Annotated in this window: 15 protein-coding genes; all 15 read left to right on the forward strand. The window is 54.6% G+C overall.

Annotated elements, in window-relative coordinates:
• Positions 1-34 precede the first annotated feature (34 nt).
• Positions 35-1,123: a porin gene (locus WBP50_RS02970; RefSeq protein ID WP_423931574.1), complete on the forward strand. Its 1,089-nt coding sequence runs from the start codon at positions 35-37 to the stop codon at positions 1,121-1,123.
• Positions 1,124-1,423: 300 nt separating this feature from the next.
• A complete protein-coding gene (locus WBP50_RS02975) occupies positions 1,424-1,861 on the forward strand; it encodes a universal stress protein (RefSeq protein WP_423931575.1) in 438 nt (145 codons plus the stop codon).
• A gap of 73 nt (positions 1,862-1,934) precedes the next feature.
• Positions 1,935-3,512, forward strand: a complete 1,578-nt coding sequence (locus WBP50_RS02980; protein ID WP_423931576.1) for an MFS transporter — start codon at positions 1,935-1,937, stop codon at positions 3,510-3,512.
• A 26-nt stretch (positions 3,513-3,538) separates the two neighbouring features.
• Positions 3,539-3,763, forward strand: a complete 225-nt coding sequence (locus tag WBP50_RS02985) for a DUF6814 family protein (RefSeq protein ID WP_423931577.1) — start codon at positions 3,539-3,541, stop codon at positions 3,761-3,763.
• A 112-nt stretch (positions 3,764-3,875) separates the two neighbouring features.
• Positions 3,876-5,774: an excinuclease ABC subunit UvrC gene (gene uvrC / locus WBP50_RS02990; RefSeq protein ID WP_423931578.1), complete on the forward strand. Its 1,899-nt coding sequence runs from the start codon at positions 3,876-3,878 to the stop codon at positions 5,772-5,774.
• Between the two features lie 96 nt (positions 5,775-5,870).
• Entirely contained in the window at positions 5,871-7,268 is a 1,398-nt protein-coding gene (locus WBP50_RS02995) for a tetratricopeptide repeat protein (RefSeq protein ID WP_423931579.1), read from the forward strand.
• Between the two features lie 26 nt (positions 7,269-7,294).
• On the forward strand, positions 7,295-8,203 hold the full coding sequence (aroE, locus tag WBP50_RS03000; protein ID WP_423931580.1) for a shikimate dehydrogenase: 909 nt from the start codon (positions 7,295-7,297) through the stop codon (positions 8,201-8,203).
• Positions 8,204-8,227: 24 nt separating this feature from the next.
• Positions 8,228-8,734, forward strand: coding sequence for a signal peptidase II (lspA, locus tag WBP50_RS03005; RefSeq protein WP_423931581.1), 507 nt, complete (start codon positions 8,228-8,230; stop codon positions 8,732-8,734).
• Entirely contained in the window at positions 8,724-9,497 is a 774-nt protein-coding gene (locus tag WBP50_RS03010; protein ID WP_423931582.1) for a TatD family hydrolase, read from the forward strand. The genes lspA and WBP50_RS03010 overlap by 11 nt, the downstream gene beginning before the upstream one ends.
• Positions 9,498-9,654: 157 nt before the next feature.
• Positions 9,655-10,338, forward strand: a complete 684-nt coding sequence (locus WBP50_RS03015) for a tetratricopeptide repeat protein (protein ID WP_423931583.1) — start codon at positions 9,655-9,657, stop codon at positions 10,336-10,338.
• A gap of 33 nt (positions 10,339-10,371) precedes the next feature.
• Positions 10,372-10,863: a peptidylprolyl isomerase gene (locus tag WBP50_RS03020; protein WP_423931584.1), complete on the forward strand. Its 492-nt coding sequence runs from the start codon at positions 10,372-10,374 to the stop codon at positions 10,861-10,863.
• A gap of 9 nt (positions 10,864-10,872) precedes the next feature.
• Positions 10,873-11,562, forward strand: a complete 690-nt coding sequence (locus WBP50_RS03025; RefSeq protein WP_423931585.1) for a YggS family pyridoxal phosphate-dependent enzyme — start codon at positions 10,873-10,875, stop codon at positions 11,560-11,562.
• Positions 11,563-11,588: 26 nt separating this feature from the next.
• A complete protein-coding gene (locus WBP50_RS03030) occupies positions 11,589-12,845 on the forward strand; it encodes a pyridoxal phosphate-dependent aminotransferase (RefSeq protein ID WP_423931586.1) in 1,257 nt (418 codons plus the stop codon).
• On the forward strand, positions 12,842-13,663 hold the full coding sequence (locus WBP50_RS03035; protein WP_423931587.1) for a purine-nucleoside phosphorylase: 822 nt from the start codon (positions 12,842-12,844) through the stop codon (positions 13,661-13,663). Before WBP50_RS03030 ends, WBP50_RS03035 begins: the two co-directional genes overlap by 4 nt.
• 23 nt (positions 13,664-13,686) lie before the next feature.
• Entirely contained in the window at positions 13,687-14,751 is a 1,065-nt protein-coding gene (mtnA, locus tag WBP50_RS03040; RefSeq protein WP_423931588.1) for an S-methyl-5-thioribose-1-phosphate isomerase, read from the forward strand.
• Positions 14,752-14,773: the final 22 nt, after the last annotated feature.

The raw sequence follows: 14,773 nt of genomic DNA on the forward strand, positions 1-14,773 counted from the left end.
TAATACACACACATAACCTAACGGAGAAAACACAATGAAAAAAATGCTCTCTCTTGCAGCAATGTTTGCGGTGCTTGCCTACGCGTCGCCTGCATCTGCAGAAATCAAGTTCAGCGGTGACGCTTCGGTTCGCCTGAGAGGTCAGTTTGAAGACGGGGAATACAACGGTGTCAAAGACAGCGAAGACGACCTCAACTTCGCCTACCGCGTCCGCCTGAAAGCGGCGGCCGACCTCGGCAGCGGCTACTTCTTCAAGGCCATGCTCACCAGCGACAACGGTCTTGGCGGATGGAACACGGTTAAGGAGAACAACACCGAAGACGCTGAAATCGACATCTCCAACTTCTATTTCGGCCGTATGATGGAAAACAGCCACTACATGATGGGCCGTCTTCCGCTCAACAGCGTCAACAACCCTATCTTCGACCTGGCTCTCTACCCGTTCTCTCCGGTCGATATCCCGGTTGCCACCTTCAACATGGACCGTATCTTTGGACTGAACTATGGCGCCAAGATCGGCCCCGGCGAGCTGAATACCACCCTGATCGTGCTTGACAACGACGTCGCAGACAACACTCCCGCTGAAGGCGACGGCATGTTCAACGACGGCTATGCCGTTCACGTATCCTACAAAGCCAACATCGGCGATGTCACCGTCGAACCTCAGGCTGTTATCGTGCTCTCCGATGGCGACGGTGCTGACTACTCCAACATCTCCTCGAACACCTTCGGCCTGAATGTCGGCGTGCCTGCAGGCGATGCGAAGCTTAGCTTCAGCGGCTTCTACACCATCTGCGACGACGGCAAAGGCAGCATCACCGGAAGCGGCGCCGCCGCCGATGTCGACTACAGCGGCTACCTGTTCAGAGTCAAAGGCGAAGTCGGACCGTTCACCGCATGGGTCGACTACAACCAGACCAACGACGAAACCAATGGCGACGATGTCGATGTCGAAAACCTGTTCGTATGGGCTCAGTACAACTACAAGGTTTACGAGTCTGCCATGGGCTCCTTCAGCCTTACCCCGACAGTCCGCTACTGGGCGCTCGGTGTAGACGAAGGTTCCTCGGAATACGACTACAGCAGACTTCGCACTGAACTCATTGCTACGGTGACGTTCTAAGAACCGTAAGGCTTGCACAACAAGTAAAAGCCGCAGTTTCCTGCGGCTTTTACTTTGTTAATGTACTCATACAGAAATACGACACCTGCCGTTAATTCCGGTTCGTCTTAACAATTGTGACGGCTGCGGATTATGACACTGCAGGTGTGCTGAGAAGAATTCTTTTCCCCCATTATACGAGACAGGCTCGTTTCCGACAGAAACCGTTCAGGGAATTCCTGCGGGCATTATTCGACGACGATTCTCGACCATTTTCATAAAAGGCTTATTTCTTATTAACCAAAACACAATGGCTAAGCTATGATTACCATTCAAAAAATCATCTGTCCTGTTGATTTTTCCGGGTTATCGCGCAAGGCGCTTCAGTATGCCAACGAGTTTGCCAGACTTTCCAACGGAAAGATATTTCTGGTGGGCGTAGTGGAAAACGACCCGACAATCAACTATTCTCATGGTCTGGAAGCGGAACGCGCCGAAGAGGAGAAAAAACTCGAAGCGCTTATCGAAGAAGAACAGATCGCCGGTATTGTGGCCGATTATGTCATTTACGAGGGCTTTCCCGAGGAGTGCATTCTCGACTATGCAAAACGTCAGGACGCGGACATCATCATTATGGGTTCGCACGGACGTCGCGGACTGAAACGAATGATACTTGGAAGCGTAGCCGAACACGTCGTGAGGCGCGCCCCTTGCCCGGTGCTTGTCGTAAAGGAAAACGAGCACGAGTTCATCAAATGAAGCCGGTGAGCGGCACGACACCAGCAAACAAAAAGCATTACCCATTTTAATTAACAATTCAAGGAGAACCTTTATGGCAAATCATGTCACAAACGTTTCCCAAACCGAAGAGGTAACCAGCACCCGGCGGGTTATTGCTGCATCTTCGGTCGGTACACTTATCGAGTGGTACGATTTTTACATTTTCGGAAGTCTTGCAAAAATCATTTCCGAACAGTTTTTCCCGAAAGACAATCCTACAGCCGCACTGCTCGCCACGCTGGCGACCTTTGCCGCCGGTTTTGTGGTCAGGCCTTTCGGTGCGCTGTTCTTCGGAAGACTTGGTGATCTTATCGGAAGGAAGTACACCTTTCTGGTCACCCTCATCATCATGGGCGGTTCGACATTCGCCATCGGTCTTGTTCCCGGCTATAAAACCATCGGCTTTGTCGCTCCGGCCATTGTCTTTATCCTGAGGCTTCTGCAGGGTCTTGCTCTCGGAGGTGAGTACGGCGGCGCGGCAACCTATGTTGCAGAACACTCCCCAGTGGACAAAAGGGGATTCTGGACCAGCTTCATCCAGACAACAGCCACATTCGGCCTCTTTGTGTCGCTTGGCGTTATCCTTATCGTCCGGCAGACACTTGGTGTTGAAACCTTCACTGACTGGGGATGGCGCGTTCCTTTCCTGCTTTCCATTTTCCTGGTCGCCATTTCGGTTTACATCCGCATGAAGATGTCGGAATCGCCACTCTTCGCGAAACTGAAAAAGGAAGGAAAAACCTCCGCAAATCCCCTCGCAGAGAGCTTCCAGAAAAAAGACAACCTGAAAATGGTGCTGCTGGCGCTTCTCGGCGCGACCGCCGGTCAGGGCGTGGTCTGGTACACCGGTCAGTTCTATGCGCTGTCGTTCCTTCAGAACGCCTGTAACGTAGAGTTCGTCCAGAGCAACTACATCATTTCCGTGGCGCTGATTATCGGCACTCCTTTCTTTGTGCTGTTCGGAGCCCTCTCGGACAAGATCGGACGCAAGTACATCATGATGACCGGTATGCTCGTGGCCGTTCTCGCCTACAGGCCGATCTATACCATGATGTACAATGAAGCCGATCTCAAACAGAAAACGGAGATTGCAGAACAGACCAAAGTCGATGTCAAGCACGAATTGAAAGGCACGGATTCCCTGACGACAACCGTGACCACCAAGGCGTTCAGCGACGGCACGACCTATAAGGAAACCGTAAAGGCAACCGTTCCTCTGGATCCTGCCAAAAAAGCCGAACTCGAGGCTGCAGGAAAACTGAAACCGGAAACCAAGAAAGAGACAACCCTGCCCCAGAATGTCTTCTACAAGATGATCGGGCTGGTGCTGATTCAGGTTATCTTTGTAACCATGGTTTACGGACCGATTGCCGCATTCCTCGTCGAGATTTTCCCGACGCGCATCCGTTACACCTCGATGTCCCTGCCGTATCATATCGGAAACGGTGTGTTCGGTGGACTTGTTCCGCTTATTTCAACCCGTCTTGTAGAAGCGACACGCCCTGGTCCGGACCTTCCGCCCTCGGATCCGCTTGCCGGTCTGTGGTACCCGATCCTGATCGCCGGCGTATCATTTGTTATCGGTACGCTCTACATATCGAACAAGACGAACAATATGGACGTTGAATAAACCAAGAACCTTAAAAGTAATTCACTATGTCAGCAATAAAAAAGATTGCCGGATTAATTTGGGCACTCATGGGAGCCGGGATCATTCCCCTGGCAATCATGCAGGCAATGAAGGAGATCGCAGCAAAACCAAGTGAAGAAAACTGGATTTTCTGGTCTATCGTCATTGTTGTGCTTACGCCGATTATTGCCTTCAGTCTTATTACATTCGGAGTGTTTGCCCTGAAAGGCGAATACGACGTCATCGAGTAAGCCGCGAAAGGCAGAAATCGCAACCGTTCTTTTTTCAAACAGGAAAAGCCGCAACTTACTGCGGCTTTTCCTGTTTATACTACCGGAACACCAAACAGAAACACACAGCGACATGGGTTATCAGGATGCATCGACAGATCATTCGGTCCATAAAAAAGCATTAACTGAAAAACTTTCAGGCCTGCCCGCCCTTCCGGGCGTCTACCAGTTCAGGAACCGTTCCGGAAAGGTGATCTATGTGGGCAAGGCGAAGAACCTGCGCAACAGGGTCCGCTCCTATTTCCGCGACTCCCGGCAGCTCTACGGCAAAACCCTGGTCATGGTCGGGCACATCGCCGATCTTGAAGTGATCATCACCTCTTCGGAAGTGGAAGCCCTGATTCTGGAAAACAACCTCATCAAAGAGCTCAGGCCTCGTTACAACGTCAACCTGAAGGACGACAAAACCTATCCCTATCTTGTCATCACCAACGAACCGTTTCCACGGATTTTCCTTACCCGCCAGCTGAGGCGCGACGGCTCGACATGGTTTGGCCCCTATACCGAAGCCGGCCAGCTCCGCTCCATACTCGACCTCATCGGCTCCATCTTTCCGGTCAGAAGCTGCAAACTGCGGCTGACGGAGGAGAACATAGCGGCGGGAAAATTCAAGGTATGCCTCGACTACCACATCCATAAATGCAAGGGTCCGTGTGAGGGACTCCAGCCGGAAAACGAGTATCTGGAAATGATCGAAGAGATCGTCCGGCTGCTCAAGGGCAGGACGTCGGGCATGATCCGTTCGCTCACGGAGAAAATGCATGCACTGGCAGGCGAACTGAAATTCGAAGCCGCTGCGGAAATCCGCGCGCAGCTTGACAGCATGAAGCGGTATGCTGAAAGGCAGAAAGTGGTAAGCCTTGATGGTGTGGACCGGGACGTATTCGCACTTGCCTCCGGCCAGGACGATGCCTGCGCGGTAATCTTTAAAATCCGCGAAGGAAAACTGCTCGGTTCCAGGCGCATCTACATGAACAACACCGGAGGGGAAAGCGAGTCGGGACTGCTTTCGAAAGCAGCCGAGAAATACTATCTCGAAACCGTCGATGCCATTGCGGACGAAATTCTTTTCCAGCATGCGCTGCCGCCTGAAGAGGAGGATGCCCTGAAAACGTTGCTGACCGCCAAAAAACAGGATGAGCACGGGCGGAAAACCGCAATACGGTTCGCAGTGCCGCAGATAGGAGAAAAAGCGCACCTGCTCGACATGTGCCTGCGCAACGCCAGCCACCATCTTGAGGAGTACCTCATAGAGAAACAGAAACGCGGTGAAGCGGCGCGCGAGCACGGAGGGGTTCTCGATCTCGGAAAACTGCTGCGTCTGGCAAGGCTGCCCGAACGAATCGAATGTTTCGACAACTCCCATTTCCATGGAACCGACTATGTCAGCTCCATGGTATGCTTTGTCGCCGGCAAACCGAAAAAATCCGATTACCGCAAGTTCAGGCTTACCTCCGTTGCAGGCTCGGACGACTACGGCGCAATGCAGGAGGTGCTGAGACGCAGGTACAGCGGCTCTCTGTCCAAAGAGCTCCCTCTCCCCGATCTTGTTGTCGTTGACGGAGGAAAGGGGCAGGTCAATGCAGCCTTTGCCGTACTCGACGGGGCAGGTCTCGATATTCCCGTTATCGGACTGGCCAAACGTCTCGAAGAGATTTTCATGCCCCACGCCCGGGACCCCTTCAACCTGCCGAAAACCTCTCCGGCCCTGAAACTGCTGCAACGGCTGCGTGACGAAGCCCACCGTTTCGCCGTCACCTACCACCGCAAACTCCGCCGGGAGAGAACCCTCCGTACCGAGCTCACCTCAATTCCGGGAATCGGGGAAAAAACCGCACAGAAACTGCTTGGCTATTTCGGTTCCGTCGAACATATCGCATCGCTCAGTCCCGAAGAACTGGAAACTGCCGCCGGAAAAAGCGTAGCGGAAAAAATATACCTGTTCTATCACCCTGAGGAGATCACGGGGTAAAACGCCGGACCTTTGGCGAATGTTATTCTTAATAAAATTCTGTTATATTTATCTCATGGTACGCCTGATGATAATTGAAACTCTTTCCGACTGTCTATGAACCTGCCCGATTTTTTCGACGATGGCCGTCACGATGCATCCGGGTTGTCACGTAAAGAGCCTCCCGATCTTGACGATCTCGATTCACGATACGATGCCGATGAGCTGATCGAGCTGATCATCCGGCTCAATGAAGACGGGTTCATTCAGGAGTCGCTGACGGTTGCCCGCCGTGTTGAAGTCATCGCTCCATACAATTCCGAAACCTGGTTTCATCTTGGAAACTGCCTGACGCTCAACGGAGATTTCAGCGAAGCTCTCGACGCGTTTCGCGAGGCGGTGCTGCTCAGTCCGGCCGATGGTGAAATGCAGCTCAACCTTGCCCTCGCTTATTTCAATACCGGCTGTTTCGACGAAGCGCTCGATATTTTCGAGGACGTATTCGTGGATTCATCCATTGAACGCGAATTCCACTATTACCGTGGCATCGTGCTGCAGCGGAAGGACCGGTTCGTCGAAGCCGAGATCGATTTTGAAAAAAGTCTCCGGATAGATCCCGCATTTTCCGATGCCTGGTATGAACTTGCCTACTGCAGGGACATTCTCGGCAAACTCGACGAGAGCGTGGAGTGTTACGATAAAACGCTTGACGCCGACCCTTACAACATCAATGCCTGGTACAACCGGGGCCTCGTACTCAGCAAACTGAAACGGTACGACGAAGCGCTCGAATCGTACGATCTGGCGCTGGCTATTGCCGACGACTTCAGTTCGGCATGGTACAACCGGGCCAATGTGCTCGCAATTACCGGAAAAATAGAGGAGGCTGCCGAAAGCTATCTGAAAACCCTTGAATACGAACCCGACGACATCAATGCGCTCTACAATCTCGGCATAGCTTACGAAGAACTCGAGGAATACGGCGAAGCCACCGCTTTCTACCTGCGCTGTCTCGAGGTAAACAACGACTTTTCAGATGCGTGGTTTGCGCTGGCCTGCTGTTATGAAGCGCTTGAACAGTATGAAGAGGCTGCCCTGTCGGTTGAGGAAGCTCTGCGCATCCTGCCCGACAGTATCGAGTTTCTCCTGCTGAAAGCTGAAATAGCCTACAATCTCAACCGGCTCGAGGAATCTCTGGAAACCTACCGGAACATCATCCTTCTTGAGTCAGACAACTCCCAGATATGGCTTGACTATGCCATGGTTCTGCGGGAAAACGGCGAGTTCGGCGAATCCATAGATGCACTCCAGCAGTCGCTGAAGCTGCAGCCTTATTCGGCTGATGCCCATTTCGAAATCGCTGCGGCATATTTCGCCATGGGAGACAAACTCAGTACGCTCAAGGCCCTCAGCAAGGCATTCAAGATCGATCCCGACAAAAAGCAGCTTTTCCAGAGCACGTTTCCGGAACTGTACCAGCAGGATGCCGTAAGAAAAATGCTTGGTATTTCCTGAACCCTCCGGACCGAACACTGCGCTGCATGAAGCCTTCAAAGCAAATCCTCGGCCTTATCGGCCGGAATGTGGGTTATTCCTGGTCTCCGCTCATTCACAACACCGCATGCGACCTGCTCGGGCTTCCCTACGTCTATACGATTTTCGACATCGCGAAACCCGAGCTGCTTGAAGATGCGCTCCGCGGCGCGCGCGCTCTCGGAATCGCAGGGCTCAACGTCACCATTCCCTATAAAAAGGATGTCGTTCCCCTGCTCGACGAACTGACGGAGGATGCAACCCTCATACAGGCGGTAAACACCATCGTCAATACCGGAGGAAAACTTGTCGGACACAACACCGATATCGAAGGATTCGCCACTCCGCTGCTTCCCTTCCTGAGCCGCATCGAAGGAAACCCGGTCTGCATCTTCGGCTCCGGAGGCGCATCGCTGGCCGCCATAGAGGCGTTCAGACGGTTTTTCCGGCCATCGGTCATCCACCTCTTCGTCAGGGATATCTTCAAGGCGCTTTTCATGCTCGAACCCTATCCTCACAAGGAACGGGTCTCGGTCTGTCTTCTGAACGATCTTTACTCGGGAAAAAACCATACGCGTGAACATTTCCGGAACTGCAGCGTGGTTGTCAATGCAACGCCTATAGGAACCAGGGGAAGAGCCGGAGACGAAGCAAGCTGCATCGTGCCGCTTGAGGAAAACCTGCTGCACAACCGCCAGATCGTCTACGACATGGTCTACAACCCTCTGCAAACGCCGCTGCTCGCTGCTGCCGGACAGGCAGGCGCCGAAACCCTGAGCGGCATCGAAATGCTTCTCGGACAGGCAGCCCTGGCCTTCGCCCTCTGGACCGGCGCATCGATGCCGACAGACGCGGTAAGAAGCCGGCTCCTCCGGCACATATCGAAACCGGCAGGAACTTCCGATGATCTCCAGTAACCTCACGATAACCCAGCTCCTGTCATGAAATGGTTTTTTACGTTAGCCTCGATTGTCGTACTTCTCGACCAGTTCACCAAAAAACTTGCCGTCATGTTTCTCCGTGAGAAAGGAAGCATCTCCGTCATCGGAGAGTGGCTGAAACTGACCTATGCGGAAAACAACGGTATCGCTTTCGGCGTAGAGTTCGCGCCACAGATGGTCATGATCCTGCTGGTCGGCTCCATATCGCTCCTTATCGCGCTCTACGTCGCGAAATCCGGAAACCGCAGGCCTGTTTTCCTGCTCCCTTTTGCCCTGATATTCGGAGGCGGTATCGGGAACCTCATCGACCGTCTCACCCTGGGGAGGGTTATCGACTTCATCCATTTCGATCTCTACCAGGGATTCGTCATGGGTACATGGGTAGCGCTCTGGCCGATTTTCAATATTGCCGACTCCGCCATCACCATTGGCGCCTGCATGCTCATCCTGCTGCACGGCAGAATTTTTCCCGAACACGCTCCTTCAGGTGAAAGCCATGTTCGCTGACGTTCACTGCCACCTCTCGTTCCCCGATTTCGACGCCGACCGGCAGGAAATCATCCGTGAAATGACCGATGCGGGAGTTACTCTCCTTGTCGATCCGGGAATCGACGCACAAACCAGCAGAAAATCCATCGAGCTTGCCGCAGCGCACCCGATGGTATATGCCAATGTCGGCCTGCATCCGCACGAAACCATACATCCTTTGCCGGAGAGCATTTTCGACGAACTGGCCCTGCTGGCACGCTCCCCGAAAGTAGTGGCCATCGGCGAAATAGGTCTCGATTACCACTACCCCGACTGCAATCCGCTCCTTCAGCAGGAGGCGTTTCGCACCATGCTGCGCCTTGCCGACGATCTCGACCTTCCGGTCGTCATCCACTGCCGCGAAGCCTGGGAAGATCTCCTGACCATTCTCGAAGAGGAACAGCACTCCTCGACGAACGGACTCATGCACTGCTTTTCCGGCGACAGCGAAATCGCCCTTCGCTGCATCCGTCTCGGGTTCGCGATTTCGATTCCCGGAACGATCACCTATAAACGTTCGCTCCTGCCGGAGGTCGTCCGCAATATCCCGCTTGAACACCTGCTGACCGAAACCGACTCTCCCTATCTGAGCCCGGTGCCTCACAGAGGCAAACGGAACCGTCCCTCGAATGTCCGTCTGGTCACGGAAGCAATCGCCGGAATAAAAAACATGACTCTTGAGGAGACAGCAGGACTCACAGGAAGAAACGCGGCGCGGATATTCAGGCTCGAACGGGTGTAATCCCTTGCCATACATGCAGCTGCGGACAGGGAACTATTTTGAAATTCAGGCAAACTTGCGTAGGTTGCAAACCGTTGTAACCCTATTGCAGAGTACCAAACAGCCAGGCAATCAATCAATTTGCCGGTAAAACCGGAATGTAACGAACACCATGAACATGACCCAGATGCAAACAGATCCCTCAAAAAGCCCGGAACAGGTCAAACCGGATGCAACCGATAACCTCCTCTATATTGTCCTCAAGTACAAAAACGCGCTGATCGCGCTGGTCGTGCTTCTGGCCGCAGCAGGCGGAGGAACGGCCTTCTGGCTGAATCATCAGAAAGCTGCCGAGCAGGAAGCCTCGCTGAAACTTTCGGTGGTCGCGCCGCTTCTCGACCGGGGAGAGTTCCGCAAGGCAATCGACGGAACATCGGCCAACCCCGGGCTGAAAAGCATTTCGGGAAAATACGGCGGTACCGCAAGCGGCAAAATGTCGTCGCTGCTGCTGGCCAACGCCTATTACGCACTCGGACAGCCGGACTCGGCCCTTGCCGTGTACAAGGGCATATCGATGGAAAACAGGGATCTGGCCGCTGCCGTACTTGCCGGAACAGGTGCCTGCCATGCGGAAATGAAACAGTATGCAAAAGCCGCTGCAGCCTACGGGGATGCATCTGAAAAAGCCGAAAACAAGGCGCTCAAGGCGCAGTACCTTGTCAGTTCCGCCGATAACTACCTCGATTCCGGAAAAAGGGAAAAAGCGCTGGAGCTCTACAAGAAAATCGTTGCCGATTACCCCGGATCAACAGGAGCCGCGCTCTCCCAGCGTGCGCTCTGGCAGATGTCCGGCAGCCGTTAACCAATACCGATCAACCAGAAAACAGTCCGAACCATGCCTGAATCATTCATTATCGAGACAACGCTCGGCAACATCACGGTCAGCCTTTACGACGACACCCCGCTGCATCGCGACAACTTCAAAAAACTTGTCGGCGAAAACTACTACGACGGCATACGCTTTCACCGCGTTATCCGCGACTTCATGATCCAGACCGGCGATCCGCTCTCCCGCCATGACGAAAAACGCGCGATGCACGGCACCGGCGGACCGTCATACCGCATTCCCGCAGAGATCCGGCATGCAAACAAGAAAGGCACACTGGCAGCCGCCCGCGACAACAATCCGGAAAAAGCCTCTTCCGGCAGCCAGTTTTACATCAACCATACCGATAACGGCTACCTCGACGGTCAGTATACGGTTTTCGGCATCGTGGAATCCGGCCTGGATGTAGTCGATGCGATTGCCTCCGTTGAAACCGACTTCAACGACAACCCGCTGAGCCCGGTAACGATAAAAACCATCACCTCCGGAGCACAGGCATAGGAGGATGTTATGGAATCCATTGCCGAAAATCTTGCTGCAATCAGGCAGCGTATCGACGCTGCCTGCCTGAAATGTCACAGAGACCCCTCGACGGTCAGGCTCATAGCGGTTTCGAAAACCAAACAGGCCGGGCAGATCAGGGAAGCTTTCGATGCGGGACAGATCGATTTCGGAGAGAGCTACGTACAGGAGTTTCTCGAAAAGAAGTCCGATCCCCTGCTTGAAAACCAGCCTCTCTGCTGGCACTTCATCGGGCACCTGCAATCCAACAAGGTACGTTCGATCATCGGCGCGGTCTCGCTCATTCACGGCATCGACAGGCTCTCAACCGCAGAAGAACTTTCCCGGCGCGCGGTTCAGCACGATATGACCGCCGACTATCTGCTGGAGGTGAACACCTCGGGAGAATCATCGAAATATGGACTCAAACCGGAAGAGCTGCTCCATCAGGCGCCGTCGTTCTTCAAGCTGCCGAATTGCACCCTGCGCGGGCTCATGACCATAGCCTCTCCCGATCCGGCTCTGGCCCGCTACGAGTTCCGGCGCCTGCGCCAGCTTCTCGACGAATTGAAGGGGGTGGCGCCCGATCCATCGTTCCTGACGGAACTTTCCATGGGCATGAGCCAGGATTTCGAAGCCGCAATAGCCGAAGGAGCGACACTGGTCCGTGTCGGAACAGCGATATTCGGCTGGCGCTGAGCCGAACACCAACCATGAGGGTACCCTTGAACGCTCCCGGATATGACGCCGCACGGCGTGTCCGGAACTACAATTACGCTATCCTGAACATCGGAGCTCTCGCCGGGGAGTGCGAAGCCGCCGGAGTGCCGGTAACCCGTCTCAATATCGGCGATCCTACGCTCTACGGCTTCGAACCACCGCCCCGGCTCACCGATGCCTGCATCGCAGCGCTTCGGGAAGGACGGCACAGTTATGCTCCTCCATGCGGCATTGCCACCGCCCGCGAAGCGATCGCCGCGGACGCAGCACAGCGCCGGATCGAAACCTCCCCCGAACAGATTATCGTTACGGCAGGAGCGACTGAAGCTGCCGATCTGCTCTTTACGGCGCTCCTGAATCCGGGAGACGAGGTGCTCTGCCCCTCTCCCGGTTATCCGCTCTACACCGCCCTGGCCGCACGACAGGAGGCGACAAGCGTACCCTACCATCTCGATCCCCGGAACAGCTGGCTCCCCGACCCGCAGGAAATCGGGCGTCTGATAACATCCAGAACGAAACTGCTGATCGTCATCAATCCCAACAATCCCACCGGAACACTCTATCCGGCGGGACTGCTCTCCCGGATTGCCGATATCGCCAGAAAACACCGCATTGTCTGCCTTGCCGACGAGGTTTACCGGAAGCTGATATACAGCGGCTCACACCACCCTTTCGCCTCGTTTGCCAGCAACGATCTGCCGGTATTCACGTTTGAAAGCCTTTCGAAAAATTTCATGGTGCCGGGCTGGCGCACCGGCTGGATGACCATAAGCAACAGCCGGCTTCTGCCCGATCTCCAGGGGGCGCTGCAGAAACTCGCCGACGCAAGGGTCTGTGCCCCCGCCGCGCCGCAATACGCCATACAGGAAGCACTTTCAATGGGAAATGACTATCTTCTTCCGGTTATGGAAAGACTCCGCCGGCAGCGGGACCTGAGCGTGAGCATGCTCAACGGCATCGAAGGGCTCTCCTGCAGCACACCCGAAGGAGCTTTCCATGTCATGGCGAAAGTCGATCTGAGCCTCTATCCATTTGCCTCGGATGAAGAATTTATTGTTGAACTGCTCCGGAAAAAGCAGATATTGTTTGTTCACGGATCGGGGTTCGGTACGCAACCCGGCGACGGGTACTTCAGGATAGTCTACCTGCCCGATACCGTTACCCTTGAACGGGTTTACCATGACCTGTACGATTTTCTACACCACTGCCGGCAGCACTCCGGCGCTATTCGTCAACAACCTAAAACAACAACCCGATCATGATCGCTCAGCAGGCAAAAATTCAGGAAGCCGTCACCTTCATCCGCAAGAAAATCCAGGGTGAATACCCTGTAGGCATCGTTCTCGGAACCGGTCTCGGAGCTCTTGCCAAAGAGATCGATGTTGAACTCGCCCTCGACTACAGTGATATTCCAAACTTCCCCATCTCCACCGTCGAAACCCATCACGGCAAACTGATTTTCGGCACGCTGGCCGGAAAAAAAGTGGTCGCCATGCAGGGCCGCTTCCATTTCTATGAAGGGTACTCGATGCAGCAGATCGTTTTTCCTGTAAGGGTCATGAAACATCTGGGGGTCAAAACCCTCGGCATCACCAATGCCTGCGGAGGCCTCAATCCGGCTTTCAGCAAAGGCGACATCATGCTGATCGACGATCACATCAACCTGCTCGGCGGCAATCCGCTCATCGGCCCGAACGATCCTGAAACCGGCTCGCGCTTCCCCGACATGTGCGAACCCTACTCCAGACGCATCCTCGGCATCGCCGAACAGGTGGCGCTCGAGGCGAAAATCAAGGTGCAGCGAGGCGTCTATATCGCTCTTTCCGGCCCCTGCCTGGAAACCCGGGCCGAATACCGCATGCTGAGAATACTCGGAGCCGACGTCGTAGGCATGTCAACCGTCCCCGAAGTAATCGCCGCCGTCCACCAGGGTACCGAAGTGTTCGGCATGTCCATCATCACCGACGAGTGTTTCCCCGACAGCCTGCAGCCGGTCAGCATCGAGGAGATCATCGAGGTATCCAACCATGCGGAGCCCAAAATGACCACCATCTTCAAAGCCGTCGTCGCAAACCTGTAAACCATAGAATCCCTTTACAAAGCATGATAGACGCCATTTCCTTTTCGAACGGAACTTTCCGCTACCTCGACCAGCGCTACCTGCCGCTGCAGGAGCTCCATGTGGAAACACGGGATTACCGGGAGGCAATCGAGGCCATCAAGACTCTCGCCGTCAGGGGAGCGCCCCTCATCGGCGCATCGGCCGGCTATACGGTCGTGCTCGGCCTCAACGCCTATCAGGGCGACAAGGCCGGCTTCCCGCCGTATTTCGAGAGGCTGATCGCCGAGGTCAACGCATCACGTCCGACAGCCGTAAACCTTTTCTTCGCAACGAGAAAAATGCAGGCTGTGTATGATGCCAACTTCCAGGGCGACTCCCTGGAAACACTCTTTGCGAAAATGACCGATGAAGCGCACAGGATATACACCGACGAGATCGACAACTGCGACCGGATTGCGCGCCACGGAGTAGAGATCATCAAGAGCGATCTGGCCGACACCCTGAAAAAACGAAAGCTGAACGTGCTTACTCACTGCAACACCGGCACGCTCGCCTGCTGCGGCATAGGTACGGCGCTTGGCGTGATCCGCCTCGCATGGCAGGAGGGGCTGATTGAAAGGGTGATCTCCTCGGAAAGCCGTCCGCTCCTGCAGGGACTGCGCCTGACGGCATGGGAACTTGAGCACGACGGCATTCCGTTCGTCTCGATCTCCGACTCTTCTTCGGCAATCCTCATGCAGCGCGGCATGATCGATTTCGGTGTGGTCGGAGCCGACCGCATCACGGCCAACGGCGACACGGCCAACAAAATCGGCACCTATGCCCATGCCATCAGCGCAAACCACCACGGTATACCGTTCTACATCGCAGCTCCGGTCTCCACGATCGACATCACCCTCTCCGAAGGATCACAGATACCGATCGAGGAGCGGAACGCAGACGAGCTCCGGACCATCTTCGGCACCCAGGTGGCCACGCCGACCACGCCGGTAGTGAACTACGCTTTCGACGTTACGCCCGGCACCCTCATCCGTGGCATCATCACGGAGAAAAAGGCGGTCGTCGGCGACTACGTCAAAGGCCTCGGAGAACTGTTTGCCGACTGAGCCTCCCTTCCTCAAGAAGAAC

Origin of the sequence: Chlorobium sp. (assembly GCF_049593655.1) — a bacterium.
Classification (GTDB): Bacteria; Bacteroidota; Chlorobiia; order Chlorobiales; family Chlorobiaceae; genus Chlorobium.

Bases quoted from the DNA above. Each gene is read 5' to 3' on its own strand.
- lspA (WP_423931581.1), top strand. From the start codon at position 8,228: ATGAAATGGTTTTTTACGTTAGCCTCGATTGTCGTACTTCTCGACCAG.
- WBP50_RS02980 (WP_423931576.1), top strand. From the start codon at position 1,935: ATGGCAAATCATGTCACAAACGTTTCCCAAACCGAAGAGGTAACCAGC.
- WBP50_RS02995 (WP_423931579.1), top strand. From the start codon at position 5,871: ATGAACCTGCCCGATTTTTTCGACGATGGCCGTCACGATGCATCCGGG.
- WBP50_RS03015 (WP_423931583.1), top strand. From the start codon at position 9,655: ATGACCCAGATGCAAACAGATCCCTCAAAAAGCCCGGAACAGGTCAAA.
- WBP50_RS03035 (WP_423931587.1), top strand. From the start codon at position 12,842: ATGATCGCTCAGCAGGCAAAAATTCAGGAAGCCGTCACCTTCATCCGC.
- WBP50_RS02985 (WP_423931577.1), top strand. From the start codon at position 3,539: ATGTCAGCAATAAAAAAGATTGCCGGATTAATTTGGGCACTCATGGGA.
- aroE (WP_423931580.1), top strand. From the start codon at position 7,295: ATGAAGCCTTCAAAGCAAATCCTCGGCCTTATCGGCCGGAATGTGGGT.
- mtnA (WP_423931588.1), top strand. From the start codon at position 13,687: ATGATAGACGCCATTTCCTTTTCGAACGGAACTTTCCGCTACCTCGAC.
- WBP50_RS02970 (WP_423931574.1), top strand. From the start codon at position 35: ATGAAAAAAATGCTCTCTCTTGCAGCAATGTTTGCGGTGCTTGCCTAC.
- WBP50_RS03020 (WP_423931584.1), top strand. From the start codon at position 10,372: ATGCCTGAATCATTCATTATCGAGACAACGCTCGGCAACATCACGGTC.
- WBP50_RS02975 (WP_423931575.1), top strand. From the start codon at position 1,424: ATGATTACCATTCAAAAAATCATCTGTCCTGTTGATTTTTCCGGGTTA.
- WBP50_RS03025 (WP_423931585.1), top strand. From the start codon at position 10,873: ATGGAATCCATTGCCGAAAATCTTGCTGCAATCAGGCAGCGTATCGAC.
- WBP50_RS03010 (WP_423931582.1), top strand. From the start codon at position 8,724: ATGTTCGCTGACGTTCACTGCCACCTCTCGTTCCCCGATTTCGACGCC.
- uvrC (WP_423931578.1), top strand. From the start codon at position 3,876: ATGGGTTATCAGGATGCATCGACAGATCATTCGGTCCATAAAAAAGCA.